Source organism: Mesorhizobium abyssinicae, assembly GCF_049887195.1.
In the GTDB taxonomy this organism is placed as follows: domain Bacteria; phylum Pseudomonadota; class Alphaproteobacteria; order Rhizobiales; family Rhizobiaceae; genus Mesorhizobium; species Mesorhizobium abyssinicae.
Genome location: NZ_JARAKC010000002.1, coordinates 158,197 through 173,364 on the forward strand (window position 1 = coordinate 158,197; position 15,168 = coordinate 173,364).

11 protein-coding genes are annotated in these 15,168 nt (G+C 63.3%); 5 read left to right on the forward strand and 6 right to left on the reverse strand.

Annotated features, from left to right (window positions below):
- Positions 1–25 precede the first annotated feature (25 nt).
- Positions 26–1,009: an NAD-dependent epimerase/dehydratase family protein gene (locus PU724_RS05355; protein ID WP_127309363.1), complete on the forward strand. Its 984-nt coding sequence runs from the start codon at positions 26–28 to the stop codon at positions 1,007–1,009.
- Positions 1,010–1,267: 258 nt separating this feature from the next.
- Here PU724_RS05355 and PU724_RS05360 read toward each other — a convergent pair whose 3' ends face one another.
- The 3 genes from PU724_RS05360 to PU724_RS05370 all read right to left on the reverse strand — a co-directional run bounded on the left by PU724_RS05360 (position 1,268) and on the right by PU724_RS05370 (position 5,354).
- Positions 1,268–3,712 carry a sulfatase-like hydrolase/transferase gene (locus PU724_RS05360; protein ID WP_127392830.1) on the reverse strand — a complete coding sequence of 815 codons (2,445 nt, stop codon included), beginning with the start codon at positions 3,710–3,712 and terminating at the stop codon, positions 1,268–1,270.
- Positions 3,713–3,946: 234 nt separating this feature from the next.
- Positions 3,947–4,687, reverse strand: a complete 741-nt coding sequence (locus PU724_RS05365) for a hypothetical protein (protein WP_127283584.1) — start codon at positions 4,685–4,687, stop codon at positions 3,947–3,949.
- A 148-nt stretch (positions 4,688–4,835) separates the two neighbouring features.
- Positions 4,836–5,354 (reverse strand): hypothetical protein, encoded by a 519-nt coding sequence (locus PU724_RS05370; protein ID WP_245478164.1) that lies wholly within the window; start codon positions 5,352–5,354, stop codon positions 4,836–4,838.
- 234 nt (positions 5,355–5,588) lie between these two features.
- Between PU724_RS05370 and PU724_RS05375 the strand changes: the two genes are divergently transcribed.
- Entirely contained in the window at positions 5,589–8,258 is a 2,670-nt protein-coding gene (locus PU724_RS05375; protein WP_354420680.1) for a DUF6212 domain-containing protein, read from the forward strand.
- Between the two features lie 126 nt (positions 8,259–8,384).
- The gene (locus PU724_RS05380; RefSeq protein WP_127283581.1) at positions 8,385–8,672 is read left to right on the forward strand and encodes a hypothetical protein; all 288 of its coding nucleotides are present in this window, start codon (positions 8,385–8,387) and stop codon (positions 8,670–8,672) included.
- A 28-nt stretch (positions 8,673–8,700) separates the two neighbouring features.
- Here PU724_RS05380 and PU724_RS05385 read toward each other — a convergent pair whose 3' ends face one another.
- Positions 8,701–9,705 (reverse strand): glycosyltransferase family 2 protein, encoded by a 1,005-nt coding sequence (locus PU724_RS05385; protein WP_354420682.1) that lies wholly within the window; start codon positions 9,703–9,705, stop codon positions 8,701–8,703.
- 141 nt (positions 9,706–9,846) lie between these two features.
- Between PU724_RS05385 and PU724_RS05390 the strand changes: the two genes are divergently transcribed.
- Positions 9,847–13,137 carry a DUF6212 domain-containing protein gene (locus tag PU724_RS05390; RefSeq protein ID WP_320321622.1) on the forward strand — a complete coding sequence of 1,097 codons (3,291 nt, stop codon included), beginning with the start codon at positions 9,847–9,849 and terminating at the stop codon, positions 13,135–13,137.
- Positions 13,138–13,219: 82 nt separating this feature from the next.
- Entirely contained in the window at positions 13,220–13,996 is a 777-nt protein-coding gene (locus PU724_RS05395; RefSeq protein WP_354420684.1) for an OmpA family protein, read from the forward strand.
- 40 nt (positions 13,997–14,036) lie between these two features.
- On the opposite strand, the gene arsC is transcribed toward PU724_RS05395, so the two are convergent.
- Both arsC and PU724_RS05405 read right to left on the reverse strand, forming a co-directional pair.
- Positions 14,037–14,462 (reverse strand): arsenate reductase (glutaredoxin), encoded by a 426-nt coding sequence (arsC, locus tag PU724_RS05400; protein ID WP_354420686.1) that lies wholly within the window; start codon positions 14,460–14,462, stop codon positions 14,037–14,039.
- Positions 14,459–15,148, reverse strand: a complete 690-nt coding sequence (locus tag PU724_RS05405) for an aquaporin (RefSeq protein ID WP_127285218.1) — start codon at positions 15,146–15,148, stop codon at positions 14,459–14,461. The genes arsC and PU724_RS05405 overlap by 4 nt, the downstream gene beginning before the upstream one ends.
- Between the last annotated feature and the right edge of the window lie 20 nt (positions 15,149–15,168).

Consider the following 15,168-nt stretch of genomic DNA (forward strand, 5'->3'; position numbering starts at 1 on the left):
TTGCCGCCTCGCCGCAGGAGGTTCGATGTCGATAGTGGTGACCGGAGCCGCCGGCTTCATCGGCAGCCATGTCTGCCAGCGGCTGCTGGCGCGCGGCGACGATGTCATCGGCATCGACAATATGAACAGCTATTACGACCCGGCGCTGAAGGCGGCGCGGCTGGCGCGGCTTTCCGGCAGGAAAGCATTTTCGTTCCACCAGCTCGACATCGCCGAGCCGGGCGCCCTGGCGGCAGCGCTGGGCAAGCGGCCGGTGCGCGGCATCGTGCATCTGGCGGCGCAGGCGGGCGTGCGCTATTCGCTCGAAAATCCGCGCGCCTATATCCACGCCAACATCGCCGGGCAGCTCGAAATCCTGGAGCTCTGCCGGGCCTCCTCCGGGCTCGAGCATCTGGTCTATGCCTCGTCGAGCTCGGTCTATGGCGGCAACACGAAAGTGCCGTTCGCCGAGAGCGACCGCGTCGACGACCCGGTGTCGATTTACGCGGCGACGAAGAAGGCGGACGAGCTGATGAGCTCGACCTACGCGCATCTGTTCGGCCTGCCGCAGACGGGCCTGCGCTTCTTCACCGTCTATGGCCCGTGGGGCCGGCCAGACATGGCGAGCTGGATCTTCACCGAGGCGATGCTCGCCGGCAAGCCGATCCGCGTCTTCAACCATGGCGAGATGTGGCGTGACTTCACCTATATCGACGACATTGTCGAGGGCGTCGTCGCCGTCCTCGACAAGCCGCCCGCGTCCGACGGCCCGCGGCACAGGCTCTACAACATCGGCAACAGCCAGCCGGTGCATCTCGGCCGCTTCATCGACACGCTGGAGAGCCTGCTCGGCGTCAAGGCGATACGCGACAACCTGCCCCTGCAGCCCGGCGAGGTCGAAAAAACCTATGCCGACACCAGCGCGCTGGAGCGGGATTTCGGTTTCAGGCCGAAGGTGCGGATCGAGGAAGGCCTGCGGAAATTCGTCGACTGGTACCGGCAGGAATGGCGGCCGGAGGGCAAGAGGTAAGGCGCAAGGCCTGCGCCAGCCTCTCGCCCTCGGCTCGCGCCCCCCGGCGAAGGATCAGTGTCGCGAGCGGCGGCTTGAACGCCAGCCGCTCTTTTCCACTGCCCTTCCATATTAGTCGACGCTGATTAAAATTCGGGCAAGCGGCGTGGTGAGCACCGTCTTTCGCCATTGCGCCAGATATTGTTAAAATGCCACCTATTGGCTTTGCTGCCCGCCCTCGGAAGGCGGCGCGTCAACGCGGTACGCAGATCCTCGCTCCTACACGCATCCGTCGACGAAGGGACCGCCGACCCATAGCGAGCCGTTGTTGTACATGCTGGTGCCGCTGCCATCGGTGTAGCCGGTGGCCCGGTTGTCGATATGCAGCCTGCTGTTTGGGACCAGCTGGCCGTTCACCTTAATGCTCTTGATGAACAGGTTGCGATCGCCTGGCTTGCCCTGCCCGGCCCACAGATCATTGGCAAAGCGAAGCTCGATCAAATGCGGACTGGCCACGGCGCTGAGGTCGACGAAGAATGGCTTCGCATCGGCCGACGCCGCCTGCAGCTCGGCGCCGATCTGGTCGGGCGTTATGGCCTTGCTTTGCACGCCCGAAACGTTGATCTGGGCGACGGGCTTGCCATCCACCAGGACATCCAGGCGCGGCGGTCCTTCGAACTCCGTGCCGGTGGCGTCGATCTCCAGGTTGGTGACGGTGCAGCGCGCAGTGTCTTTGGCCTCGGCAGCGACCAGATCGGCGACGCGCCGCCGCTGCGACTGCACCCATCCGGCGATTGGCTGCAGCAGCGCGTTGCGATCGCTGGCGTCGTTGAAGAGATTTGTCCGCTCGTCGGGATCGGCCTTGAGGTCGTACTGCTCGACCTTGCCGGTGGTCGCGTTGAAGACGACCTTGCGGTCGTCCTCGCGGTAGCCGAACAGGAAGCCAGCCCAGGGATTGAAGAAGAAGGTCTTGTTCGGCCGCTGCTCGCTGAACAGGCTGCGCCCCTGCCACTGCTTGGGCAGCGGAAGACCGAGTATGTCGAGGATGGTCGGGGCGATGTCGACGATGCCGCCGACGGAATGTACGACCTGATCGTGGAAGAGATGCTTGTTGATCATGATCAGCGGGATGTGGACGTTCTCCTCATAGATCGCGCTGGCATGGACATAGTCGTCATGCTCGCCGAACGCCTCGCCATGATCGCCAAGGATCACGACCAACGTTGAATCGAGCTTGCCCGACTGCTTCAGCGACTCGAGGATTTCGCCAAGCGCCGTATCGCCGACCTTGAGGGCATTGAGGTAGGCATTGAATTTTTCGTCGTCCGAGTAGTGGACCAGCCCGGTGTGGGAGGACGGCGCCATCTTCGAGAACATCGGGCTGTCGGTGATGTAGGGATAATGGGTCATCGCCGTGAACATGATGGCGAAGAAAGGATTGCCCTCGTCCTTGTTCATCCAGTCGATGGTCGACTGCGCCGTGCACAGATCACTGTTGTAATCCATATTCTTCCACTGCTCGGAACTGAGCTTGAAGGTGGGAGTGGCGCATTTCTGCCCGCGATAATCCTGGATCGTATCAAGCCCCTTGTTGAGCAGGAATTCGTCGACGCGCTGGAACCGGGAATCCGCGCTCCAGAAGAAGCCGGTGCGAAAGCTGTGCGCGGAAAGGATGTTGGAGATCGAGTCCAGCGGCAGATACGGATGCTGCATCGTCATGCCGTAGTATGAGATGTCGTTGTACATCGAGGTAAACAGAGAAAATAGCGAGTAGTGCGTGGAAGGGGCATGCGCATAGATGTTGTCAAAGCGCACGGAATCCGCCGCATAGCTTTTTATGTTTGGCGTGACGGGGTATTTACCGCCAAAGGTCTCGATATATTTGGATGGCACCGACTCCATCATGAAAATCAGCACGTTCTTGATCGGGTTCGGTACTGGCGCCTTGAAGCTCGAGGTTTCCGGCGGCCGCTCCGCGACGCTGGCGGTGTCGGGGTCATTGGCGCTGGCGTTCATCGTCAGGACCACCGGCGTCGGACTGAGCAGGGCCGATTCGACGAAATGCACGATCGGATTGTCGATCTTCGCCGCTGGCAGCGCTTCCGCATGCACGTGATAGGCCGTGCCGGCCAAGGCGCCGGCGACGCCCAGCACGAGCGTGGCCAGAAGGACCCTGTGACCGACGACACCGAGCCGCAGCCACAGTCTGGCCGCCGCGTAGCCTAGGACAAGCACCAGAAGGATGGACAACGACACGATGGCGACGTCCCTGGTGTTGAGCGCGTCGCCCATGGCGTTCCGGGCGTCGGCATTCTGCAGGAAGTCGCCATAGACCAGCCATTGGAAGGTGAACGGCTCGCCCAGCATCTTGACGAGATTTATGTTGGCAAAGCCCCAGCCCAGCGACACCAGGACGGCGAGGTAGAAAATGAAGCCGACAACAGCGCAGCCAAGCCGGCTGGCCTTGACCGGAAAAAGAAGGATCAAGGCCGTCACGGTCAGGGACGCCATGACGATCAGGTCGTAGTAGCTCGATGCCAGTCCCTTGGGCATGGACGCGACAAGGCCGCCAAGCGTCGTTTGCGGATCGACGATGACGCCCCGGTAGACGCCCAGAAGCAGCCACGACAACAAGCCTGTGCAAATGATCTGCAGGCTCATGCGCCGGAAGCGCGTGTCCCGCGACGACGCTGGCGGCTCGTTCGACACCATACGGCCGCTCACGGCAATGCCCTGCCCGGCGTGCCGGAACGGCTCGCCCAGCCCGTGCCGCCAATGACGCCGGCAATCGCGAAAACACTCATAGGACTATCCGCCGCCAGTTTGCGCTTCGGCCCAGCCACGGCCGAAAGCCTTCAAACCCCCATGACAGAATCGGTCCGAGCTAAAAAAGAGTCAACAAAATCAAGTATTCGTTAACCAAACTTGTCGTGAACTGGTTAACCGGACGCGTTGACCTCACCCGAACGCGTAGAGGGCTTCCGTGGAAATGGCCCTGAAGTAGGCGGTGAATTCCCAGTAATTCTCGATGCGCTCGGCGAACGGGCGCGATGGCGGCTTCAGGATGTCGGTCTCGAAACGGTCGAGGCGCTGAGAGCCGCCGAGATAGGCTATGATCGCGTTGCCGACCAGCGGATCGGCGATGTCGCTGTAGTGGATCGGGAAATAGGGCTGCCCGGTTTCGAACAGTACGGATTTGATCTTGGCCCGAAACAGGTTCAGTTCGTGGAGATAGGCATTGAAGCGGTCGATGTCGAAACGCACCTTTTTCCGGTAGTCGCCGGCGGGCAGCGGATCCGAGGCATGAACCGCCCAGACTCCGGACGCCTCCGCCTCGAGCAATGAAACGAACGACGCGACCGGGTTCCTGACGAGCCAGAGTTTCTTGACGCTCTGGTCTTCCAGAACCGGAAGAATGGCGGGGCGCGTCTGTTCGGGGAATATGTGGAAGCCGACAAAGCGGGCCGCCGGGTCGTCGAAAATCCGCGCTATGAATTGTTCTGGGTCGGCGTCGCGCATCTCGACGCCTTCACGCGGCAGGCTCAGCTTCTCGTGGTAGTCGCTGCGCAAGCCGACAAAGCCCGCGTTGAAGATCTCGCCATGCATCACCATCCCCTCATACTGGTTGAGATGGCGGTTGAGCGCTTGCGATCCTGTCCTTTGCGAGGCGAGAAGCACGAACTTTTGGCAAGACTGCATTCGCACCAGGCCCGTGACGAATAAGACGGCTTCGAAAATACACCAATGACTTCTTGGATCAAATGCGGGCAGCAGCCGCGGGCATGAATCGGCCGTGGCGGGCCTGCGCCCGCCACCCGTCAATGCCTTTCAGTACTGCTTCGCAGGATCAGCCGCCACGCAGGCGCGTCGGGCCGAAGCTGGCAATGGTCGTGCCGCGCTGCTCGGAAGGACATGTCGGCAGAAAGCGGCTTGCATCCGCATATGTCATGGTCGCGATCGAACCCTTCAGTCCGCCGCGCTTGGCGATCCAGCCGCGAACCCAGCCGGGATAGTTCTTCATCATGAAATTGGCGGCGACCTGGTTGCCCCGCGCCCCTGCGCCATAGGGCAGGTGGAAGCCGAAAGACGCGCGCTGCGTGACGCACACCTTGCTCTTGGGCATCGACAGATAGAGCGTGCAGGCCGAGTCGCACGCACCGTTGAAACGCACGAAGGTGCCGCTGCGGCGCATCTTCAGCGCACGGATAGCATAGTCGATCACATAGCCGCCGCGGTCGCCGCTGATCGTCTTGACGTTGGCACTGCCGAGGTTGATGCGCGGCCGCATAAGTTGGTCGGCGGAGCTCGCCGAGACCGTTGCGCCCATTACGACGAGCGCACCGAGAAACTTCATTGTCGTTTTCATTTGCGCCTCCTGATATGCCGTCATGACTAGCCAGGAGCCGTAAAGATTGCTTATGCCGGGTCGCTAAAGTTGTAACAGTCGATTGTTTGCACAGTCATTTTAGCACCTGCTTGACGAGTTGGTTTACCGATGGCGCAAAAGCATGATCACCGAAAAGTAAACCTGGCGCGGGCATAGTGGCGGGTGGACCGCGTCGCGAAGGGCGCTGTCGGCGGGACCGAACAGGGAATTTCGATGGTCGTTGGTGGCAAGGAGCTGGGGCCGGTGGAGCCGGGAGGCAAGCCTCGCCGCGTCTGCGTCGTGACGAGCGTGATCGGCCGTCGCGGCGAGGACGATGCTGCCATGCCCGCGCTGGCCAGGCTCTTCGCCGGGGACGGCGACGACGTCACCCTGGTTTGGGTGCCGGGCCCGGACGCGCCGTCTTCCGAGGTGGTGGCGACACACCGCGGCGAGTTGCAGGCGGCCTCCATCCGGCTGCAGGTCCTCGACCGATCGGATCAGCTGCTTCCTTGGCTGGCGACGCCCGAGAGCCGGTCGGCCGCCGTGCTGCATTACCTGGAGCGGTCCGGCCATGACCTGGTCTATGCGCCGATCGAGGGCGGATTGCCCTACTTCACCTTGCTCGCGGCCGAGACGGCGGCGTTCGTCGCGCCGCCCATCGTGGTCGTGGCCCATGCCCCCAGCGAGTGGGCCGATGAAGCCGACAAGGCGTTCATCGACAGTACCGAGGCGATTGCCGTCGCCCATATGGAAAAATACACCGCCGAGATGGCCGACAGCACGATCTGTGCGTCGGCCGCCCTGCGAAAATGGATGTTGTCGCGGGGCTGGAAGGTCAGGAAGGCGACAGTGGCGCCGCTGCTGCGCGATCCGCGCGACGCGGCCGGCGCACGCACGCCGATTGCCAGGAATAGCGCGAGCGAACTCGTCGTCCTCGCCGGGTGGCGGGTTCGCGATGGCCTGACGTTGCTCTGCGATGCGCTGGACATCCTCGCGCCGACCGCGCCCGAAGGCCTTACGGTCACCGCGTTCGGCCCGTTCGGAAGGATCATGGGCGAGCATAGCGGCGGACTGCTTCTGCGGCGCGCCGAGCGATGGCCGTTCAAGCTCAACCTTTTGCCGGACGCCGACCTGAACGCAAGGCTCGACCACGCCGCGCGGACCGGGGGGCTCGCTGTCGTTCCCGCGCGGGCGGCATCGACCGGCGGAGTCGTCGCTGCCTGCATCGAGGCGGGAGTGCCGGTCGTTGCGACCAATATCGGCGCGAACGCCGAGGCCTGGATCGCCGAGGCCGGTCAGCCCGGGCTGGTCGATCCCGATCCCGCCGCGCTGGCGCGGGCGATTTCGGCCGCGCTCGACAGCCCGCCACGCCCCCAGCGGATCGTGCGCCAAAATCGCCAGGCCTGGTTGGATACGCGCGAAGCGCCGCGCAAGCGGACCCGCAGGGGCGCCGGCCCATCGCCGCTGGTTTCGATCGTCATGGCCCATCGCAATCGGCCGCTCTATCTGAAACAGGCGATCGCGGCGATCGAAGCGCAGACTTACCGGGATCTCGAGCTGGTGCTGGTCGACGATGGCAGCGACCAGGACGGGGCCAGGCGATTGCTGGATGCGCTGGAACCGGACTTCCGCCGGCGCGGATGGAAGATCCTGCGCCGGCCGCACCGGCATCTCGGCGCGGCGCGAAACGCCGGCGTTCGCGCCGCCAAAGGCGAGTTGATCCTGTTCGCGGACGACGACAACGCATTGTTCCCGGAGGCGGTGGACCATTTCGTGCGCGCCATGGCAGCAACGGGCGCGGACATCTGCACGGCGTTCCAGCTGATCTTCTACGAGGACGTCGTGCCGGAGAAGCGGGCCGACGGGCTGATCCAGTATCTGCCGCTCGGCGGCCCCGACGCGCTCGGCCTGATCCACAACGTCTATGGCGACGCCAATGCGATGGTGCGCCGGTCGGTCTTCTCGCGGATCGGATTCCTGGTCGAAGAGCCTGGCTACGCCGTGCACGACTGGGAATTCTTTGCGCGAGCCTCGCTTGCCGGGCTGAAGATCAGGCCGATCCCGAAGCCGCTCTACTGGTACCGCTCGAAACCGGATAGCATGTTCCGGACATCGAACTGGTACGATAATCGCCGCCCTGTCCTGGAGACATTTGGCTCCGGCCAGTTCGATGGCGCCGGGCCGCTCTACCAGCTCGCCATCGCCCAGAACACGACGCGATCCGAACTGGAAAGCGCGCGCGAAAACCTGAGGTACACACCCGCCTATCGAGACTATCTGGAGCTCTGCGATCTCGAGCCGAACAGCGATGTGGCCCTGAAGAAACTGGCGGGCATTGCCGGCTCGATCGGCCGTCCCGAGACCGTGGCCGGCCTGCTTGGACGGCCTGCCACCATGGCCGTTGATGCCCCCGGTCGTCCGCGCGACGGCGGCGGTTCAACCACCCTCGCCTACGAAGTGCTGCGGAGCGCCAGGTTGCTGACGCCACGCGCCTCGGCCCTGCCACTGTTGCTTGTCGCGCCGGATGGTGGCGGCGTGTTCCTGCGCCCGCACGCGGACGGCGTCGTCGCGGCCTCGCTTGATCTCCATTTTCCGCCCTTCTTTCGAAGGGTGGAGGCAACGGTCGAGATCGCGCATGCCGACGCGTCGGCATTGGACTTCGCGCTTGCGCTTGCCCGCCCCGATCAAACCATAGACTGGCAGGGGGATATCGCCTCCCAGACCTTTGCCTTCTCAGGCTGGACGACCGTCGAGGAAAAATTCGTGCGCCACTCGCTGGTGGCGGCGCTTCGCGCGCGGCGCAAAATGCCGCTCTCGATCGCGCTTGCGGTTCGTTTCGCGGGAAGGCCGAATGGTTCGCCGACCAATGCCTTCTTTCGGCAGCTTGTATTGTTCAGCGACTAGCGCCTTCGCGGCGGATTCGGACGTTAACCTTGCGCCAGGATGGGGCACGGCACACCCGCAGTTATGGTTGACAAAATGCTAACAAAACAATAAATTCAATATGGTGCGTGGTGAAAGGGGTTAGTTATGCGTAAGATCCAATCGCTACTGTTGGGTGGGCTTAGTATTCTTGGTGTAAGCGTCGCTTTCTCGGGCGCGGCGCAGGCGCAATTCGAAGTCGGGGTCAAGGAGGCCGAGCTCGCATGTGAGCAGGCCCTCAGGATCGGCACGATCGAGGCGCTCGAGGACTATCTGCATCGCTATCCGAATGCTCCGACGGCATGCAAAGCGCTTGCTTTGAACAGCCTGGCGCAGTTCGGTCCGGATGGCGACGGCGGAGATCATGGAGAGGGTGGCGGCGGCTACGGCGGATAAGTCCCGCCGCAGTTTCCAGTTCGCTATGTCAGGTGGCCGTGCCTTGGCGCGGCCCGACGGCGTTTGCGACGAACTCGGCGTAGCGATCCGAGGTTTTCATCCAGCCGAGGTCCACAAGCTGCGCGGCGTCGTGATAGCGAACGGAGCGATGGTTCCGGAGCGACAGTTTCGGATTGCGCTCCAGCGCCTCCATGTAGGCGGCGCGCTCCTCGAGCGTCTTTTCCTTAAGCTGCGTGTTCTCGCTCAGCGACGACGCTGATTTCTGGCGGAAGCCCCAGACGAATTTGAAGTGCAGCAGCGCGACGCGGAGTTCGCTGAACCGGACCTTGCTGATCGTGTGCTGCGCCACGTGATAGTGCCTGCCCCGCTCCCATCGCACGATCGGAACCTTGCTCAGGCACGGTGGAAAAGTCTGCTTGAACCGGCCGTGCCAGAAGACGCGCTCCCGCACGCCGCCGAACATCTGCTGCGGCGGATACAAGCCGTCACGCGCACGCAGCCAACCCGGCTCCGGATCGAAATAGGGTGAGGCCTCGATAAGCGGGATCTTGCCGTCATAGCTGCACTCGGCCAATGGGCCGTCGGCGTACATGTCGATCATGGAGCCAATCACCGCTTCCGAGCCGGTCGCGTCGAGATAATCGCAAAGCCGATGCAGATCCACCCGCTCGAAATCCGGGTAGACGAGCAGTTCGTCGGCGTCGATCGACAGACACCAATGGCCGGTGCCGAAGACGTTCATCAGCGTGTTGATCCACCGCGGTGGATCGATGTTTTCGGCGAAATGCGATCCCTCGGTGTGGAAGCAATGGCTGTCCGCCTGCTCCAATATCAGTTCGCGCGTACCGTCGGTGGAGCCGTTGTCCAGGAAGAAAAACCGATCGACGCCAAGGCCGCGATAGTGATCGAGAAGCTTGGGCAGCAGCGTCGCTTCGTTGCGCAGTCCGACAAAGCACAGGATCTCGCCAGCGCCCACGTCGATCGGCCGCTCGTCGAGTCGCGCGAGGTGTTTTGGGGATTGCAGGCCAACCATCGGAACGTCATCAATCCGGTTACGCGAACGCGCGGGAGCGCTATTGTGAGCCGCAAAACAATTATCAAAGTATTATCCAACTGTTGGCAAGACTGTTTCGAGCGCGGCGGCAGGCTGACAGTGGACCGATAGGGGGACCGATTGAGCGTTGGTTCGAAGGCGGGCACGGCGCCCAAAGGCAAGCGGCAGGCAAGCCGGAAGCCGCGCAATGTATGCATCGTTTCGGAGGTCGAGTTCGGCTCGACGGTGACCGCCGATCCCGGGTCGGCGACCTACGCGCTGGCACAGCATCTGGCGGCGACCGGCGATACGGTGACGCTGCTCTGGGTGCCAAGCCCCACAGGCAGCCAGCCGGACGAGCAGGAGATCGCCAGGCTCGGCAAATGGTGTTTCGACAATTTCCTGGTGCGGCTCGAATTGTTGCCGCCATCGCCCGAATTGCTGCGTGGGTACGATTCGAGCGACAAGCATTCCGTGGCCGTCTACCACTATCTCAAGCAGAACGCGTTCGATGTCGTCTATTTCGCGCTCGAAGGCGGACTGGCGCATTTCCCGACCGTTGCCAAGCGGACCGGCGTCTTTCCCGATCCTCCCGCCATCGTCGTGCTTGCCCACGAACCGCTGATGTGGAAGCTGCAGGCGAACGGTCGGGCGGTCGAGCGCAAGGAGCAGATGACCGTCGCGCATATGGAACGGATTTCGGCCGAGACCTGCGACCATCTCGTCGTCACCGGCCAGTCGCTGCTCGACTGGATGACCAAGGCAGGGTGGAAGCTGCCGGCCAGCCGCCATGTTGCCGCTCCGCTGGTGCCGGAGGAATGGCGTTCGAACTTCCACTCCGATCATTATCGGCCGCGACAGCGGCTGACCACGGAAGTGGTTCATTTCTCGGGGACCGAGGCGCGCGGCGGCCTGACGCTGTTTTGCGATGCGCTCGACCGTCTTGCCGACAGCGGCATCACCGATCTGGCGGTGACTGTCGTCGGCGCCTTCGGGCATGTGCTTGGCGAGCATTCGGGCGGCATGATCGTGCGGCGCGCGCAGCAATGGCCGTTCAAGCTCAAGCTGTTGCCGATTCGCGACGAGCCGGACATTTTCAGGTATCTGCGGCAGAGCCATGCGCTGGTGGCGATCACCCATGCGGCGGCACAGCTGCCGATGGATGTGGTGGCCTGCATCGACGAGGAGATCCCGTTCGTCGCCACCGATGTCGGCAGCGTACGCGACATGCTGCAGCCCAAGTCGGCCGATGCCGTCCTGATGGCGCCTGCCGCTTCCGCCATCGCGGCCAAAATCGCGACGGTGCTGGAAAACCGCTCGATCGTCGCGGCGAAGCCGATGCATGGGCGCGAGGCCCGCGCCAAGGCCTGGAGCCGGCTGCACGAGAAATTCGGCCGCGAACCGCGCAAGGCTGCGAGCCCGCGCCGCAGCCGGCCGCCGCTGGTTTCGATCATCACCGCGCACTACAACCGGGCGCAGCTGTTGCCGCAGGCGATCGCCTCGGTTCGCCGCCAGGACTATCCGAACATCGAATTGGTCGTCGTCGACGACGGCAGCACCGATCCGGACGCGGTTCGGCTGCTGGCGGAACTGGAACCGGAGTTCGAGCAGCGCGGCTGGCGGATCATCCGGCAAAAGAACGGCTTCCTCGGCAAGGCGCGCAACACCGGCATCCGCGCCGCCAAGGGTTCGCTGATCCTGTTCCTGGACGACGACAATGCGCTGTTCCCAAACGCCGTCAGCACGCTTGTCGCCGGCATGCAGAACTCCGGCGCCGATATATGCACGACCTTTGCCAAGTGGCTCAACGAGCCCTTCGTGCCGCCGGATACCAAGAGCGGCTACATGCTCTATTTCCCGGTCGGCGGCCCCACCGACATCGCCCTGATCACCAATCCCTATGGCGATGCCAATGCGATGTTCCGGCGCGAGGTGTTCGACAAGATCGGCTACCTCAACGAAGAGCGCGGTTTTTCCGCCAGCGATTGGGAATTCTTCCTACGCGCCGACCTCGCCGGCCTGGAGGTCGTTACCGTGCCGGAGCCGCTCTATTGGTACCGGTCGGCGCCGACCGGCATGAACCGGAATGCCGAGTGGCTGAGGAACCGCAGGCCGATCATCGAGGTCTTCCGCAAGCACAAATTCGCGCGAACGGACATGTTCGTGCAGCTCGGCATCAGCTCGAACACGGCCAGCCACGAGAAGGACCTCAACCTCTGGAATCTGGAATTGCGGGTCAAGGACGAGCGGTATCTCAGGCTGAGCGCGGGTTCCGCCAATGCCCCGGACGCGATGCAGCTGCTGGCCGAGATCGCGGCCCGCGAAGGCCGGGCGGACACCGCGATTTCGCTGCTCGCCCATGCGGGGCGATCCGACTTTACGCTTGGCGTGGTCGACATGCTCAAGGCAGCCGCCGACGAAACCGTGCCGGAACTGCATTCCTCGCTCTATCGCGAGCACTACCTTTCCGTCGAGCCGCTGCGCCTGGCGCATGTCGGTTCACATCCGGATGCCGATGCCAATCCGCTGAGCTATGTCGAACAATCGCCGGATCAGCTGTTTCTCGAAGCCAAGGGCGGCAACATCACCATGGCCTTGCTGAAGGGCGTCTGCCCGCCGGGTGCTATCGGCGCGAGCTGCTGGGTCTATCTCGACGAGGACCTGACCGAGCCCGCGCAGTTCCAGCTGGCGATCGTCGACGCGGAAAACCAGACCTTCGGCGACCTCGCCAAGGTGCTGGAGAGCAATGGCGGGAGCGGCTGGGCGGATGTCAGCCGGGCGCACGAGGCGCGCGAGATCCAGGCGGCCGTCAGCTCGCCGTCGTTTGCCAGGCGCGACCTGCTGCTCGCGGTACGGACTGCCGGCAGCCGCGTGCTGGGAGGCTTTTCGAGCATCCAGGTTCGCCATGCGGTTTCGAACGGCGCGAGACACCCGCGTCTCAACGCGCCGCAACAGCGCCAGCGCATGCGCCGGATAACCAATGACGAGCTCAAGCATGCGGCGCTCGTCACCAACCATCCCTCCGACCTGCCGACGCTGCTCGTCGCCGGCGACAGTGGCGGCATATTCCTGCGGCCGAACACGCATGGCCCGGTCGTCGCCGCGCTCAATTCAGCCTTCCCGGCCTTTGCCAGAAGCGTCGTGGCAACGGTAGAGATCGCTCATGAGGAGGCGTCTCCTTTCGAGTTCGCCATGGCGCTGGGCAAGCCGGAGGAAAAGCTCTCCTGGAAAGGCGATGCCCCGACCGGCGCCCTCGCCTTCTCCGGATGGACACGGGTTTCGAGACCTTTCGAGCTGCAAGACTTGAAAGTCTCGATCCGCGAGATAGATCGCAAATGGCTGACGATCTATCTGGCCATCCGCCTGCCGCGCGGCTCCAAGTCGATGCCGTCCAACGCCTTCTGGCGCAAGCTGCTGCTCGTGTGGGACTGACGAGCGCCGGCCGCGGTTTGCCCACCTTGCCGCAGTAAAGAGCGGGGCGTTAGACTAAGCCGCAGCAGGAGGCGCCAAGAAAATGAAGAAATCATTCATTCTTGTTCTGGCCTTTATTAGCGCTGTCGCAAGTACGGTAACTTTCAGCGCAGTCGCCCAGGAACGCGACGTTGGCCCGAACTGCACGCAGTGGAACTCCTATCGCGTCCTCTTCAAGAAGGGCGACGGCAAGATAGCCGAGGATTCCGCCAACGCGTTGAAGGCTTTCATCAAGGACGCCGGGAAGGATTGCGGCTACAGGCTCTATGCGACGGCGAGCAAAGAAGGTGGCTACGACAAGGCTGACGGCATTGCCGGCCGCAGGCTCGACGCGACCAGCGACTTCCTCAAGGTACAAGGCGTCAAGCCGGAAATGGTGCTGGCGCTCTCGCATTGGGTCGACGACAGCGCCACAAACACGAACACGGCGCGGAGCGCGATCGTGTACACCTTGCCGAAGCAAGGCATATCGTGCCGGCAATATGAGAGACGCGCAGCTGTCCAGGTCCATCTGTTTTTCGACAGCCAGTCCTCTGTGATTTCATCGCGGATCAAGAATGACCTCGAGAAGTTCGCCGCGAGCATCAAGGACTCGCGCTGCAACGTCGAACTGACGGCCTTGGCGGCCAAGGAATTCAAAGGCGCCAATGCCGCAAAGACAAACAAGGCACTGGCCAGGCAGCGTGCGAAGGCGATCGTGGACATCCTGACCGCGGCTGGGATCGACGGTGACCGGCTCATCGACACGAACGTCGAATATGTTGGCGACAGCAAGCCGAACGTCGCCAGGAATCGCCTGGCGATCGCCTCGCTGATGTAGCGGCTCGCCGAGCCCTTCCGGGATATTCAGCCGGGCATTGTTACCGGACGACCCGCTTGCCGTCGGCGCCGATCACCACTTCGCCGTCCTCCTTGGCGAAGGGGCCGATGTCGGGATTGGGCAGGATGTCGAGCACCGCTTCCGACGGCCGCGCCAGTAGCGTCCCCTTCGGCGTGACCACGATCGGGCGGTTGATCAGGATCGGATGCGCCAGCATGAAGTCGAGGATATCGTCGTCGCTCCATTTCGGATTGGCGAGGTCGAGTTCGGCGTAGGGCGTGCCCTTCTCGCGCAGCAGCTGGCGGGGCGTCATCGCCATGGCGGCGATCAGTTCGACGAGCTTTTCGCGCGAAGGCGGCGTCTTCAGATACTCGACGACCTCCGGCTCCTCGCCCGACTGGCGGATGATGGCCAGCGTGTTGCGCGAGGTGCCGCAGGAGGGGTTGTGATAGATAGTGATGCTCATTCGGCGGGCCTCGGTGCGGGGTTGGATTGAGGATCGGCAAGCAGCCAGCCGGCGAGCGCCAAGGCGAGCAGCGTGCCGGCCAATTCAGCCACGATGAAGGCCGGGACATCGTGCGGCCGGATGCCGGCAAAGGTGTTGGAGAAGGCGCGTGCAACGGCCACTGCCGGATTGGCAAAGGAGGTCGAGGCGGTGAACCAATAGGCGGCGGTGATGTAGAGCCCGACCAGCCAAGGGATGGCATCGCCACGGAAGCGCAGGCCAGCCAAGATGGTGAAGACCAGCCCGAAACTCGCGACTAGCTCGGCGATCCACTGCCCTGCCCCGCTGCGCACCGTCGTGGACAGCTCCACCAGAGGCAAGCCGAACATGGCATGCGCAACGAACGTGCCGGCGAGGCCGCCGAGCAACTGGGCCGCGACATAGCAAAGTGCGGCATGCCAGCCGATCTCGCGCCTCAGGCCAAACACCAGCGTCACAGCCGGATTGAAGTGAGCCCCTGAGATCGGGCCGAGGATGGTGATCAGCACCACCAGGATGGCGCCCGTCGGGAGCGTGTTGCCGAGCAGGGAAAGCGCGACGTCGTCGGTGAGACGATCGGCCATGATGCCCGAGCCGACGACGGCAGCGACCAGCATCGCGGTGCCGAGCGCCTCGGCAACGAGACGGCGGGGAAGATCGACAATCATGTGCGGATCCGCATGTCTTG

Bases quoted from the DNA above. Each gene is read 5' to 3' on its own strand.
- PU724_RS05355 (WP_127309363.1), top strand. From the start codon at position 26: ATGTCGATAGTGGTGACCGGAGCCGCCGGCTTCATCGGCAGCCATGTC.
- PU724_RS05365 (WP_127283584.1), bottom strand. From the start codon at position 4,687: ATGCAGTCTTGCCAAAAGTTCGTGCTTCTCGCCTCGCAAAGGACAGGA.
- PU724_RS05370 (WP_245478164.1), bottom strand. From the start codon at position 5,354: ATGAAAACGACAATGAAGTTTCTCGGTGCGCTCGTCGTAATGGGCGCA.
- PU724_RS05375 (WP_354420680.1), top strand. From the start codon at position 5,589: ATGGTCGTTGGTGGCAAGGAGCTGGGGCCGGTGGAGCCGGGAGGCAAG.
- PU724_RS05380 (WP_127283581.1), top strand. From the start codon at position 8,385: ATGCGTAAGATCCAATCGCTACTGTTGGGTGGGCTTAGTATTCTTGGT.
- PU724_RS05385 (WP_354420682.1), bottom strand. From the start codon at position 9,705: ATGGTTGGCCTGCAATCCCCAAAACACCTCGCGCGACTCGACGAGCGG.
- PU724_RS05395 (WP_354420684.1), top strand. From the start codon at position 13,220: ATGAAGAAATCATTCATTCTTGTTCTGGCCTTTATTAGCGCTGTCGCA.
- arsC (WP_354420686.1), bottom strand. From the start codon at position 14,462: ATGAGCATCACTATCTATCACAACCCCTCCTGCGGCACCTCGCGCAAC.
- PU724_RS05405 (WP_127285218.1), bottom strand. From the start codon at position 15,148: ATGATTGTCGATCTTCCCCGCCGTCTCGTTGCCGAGGCGCTCGGCACC.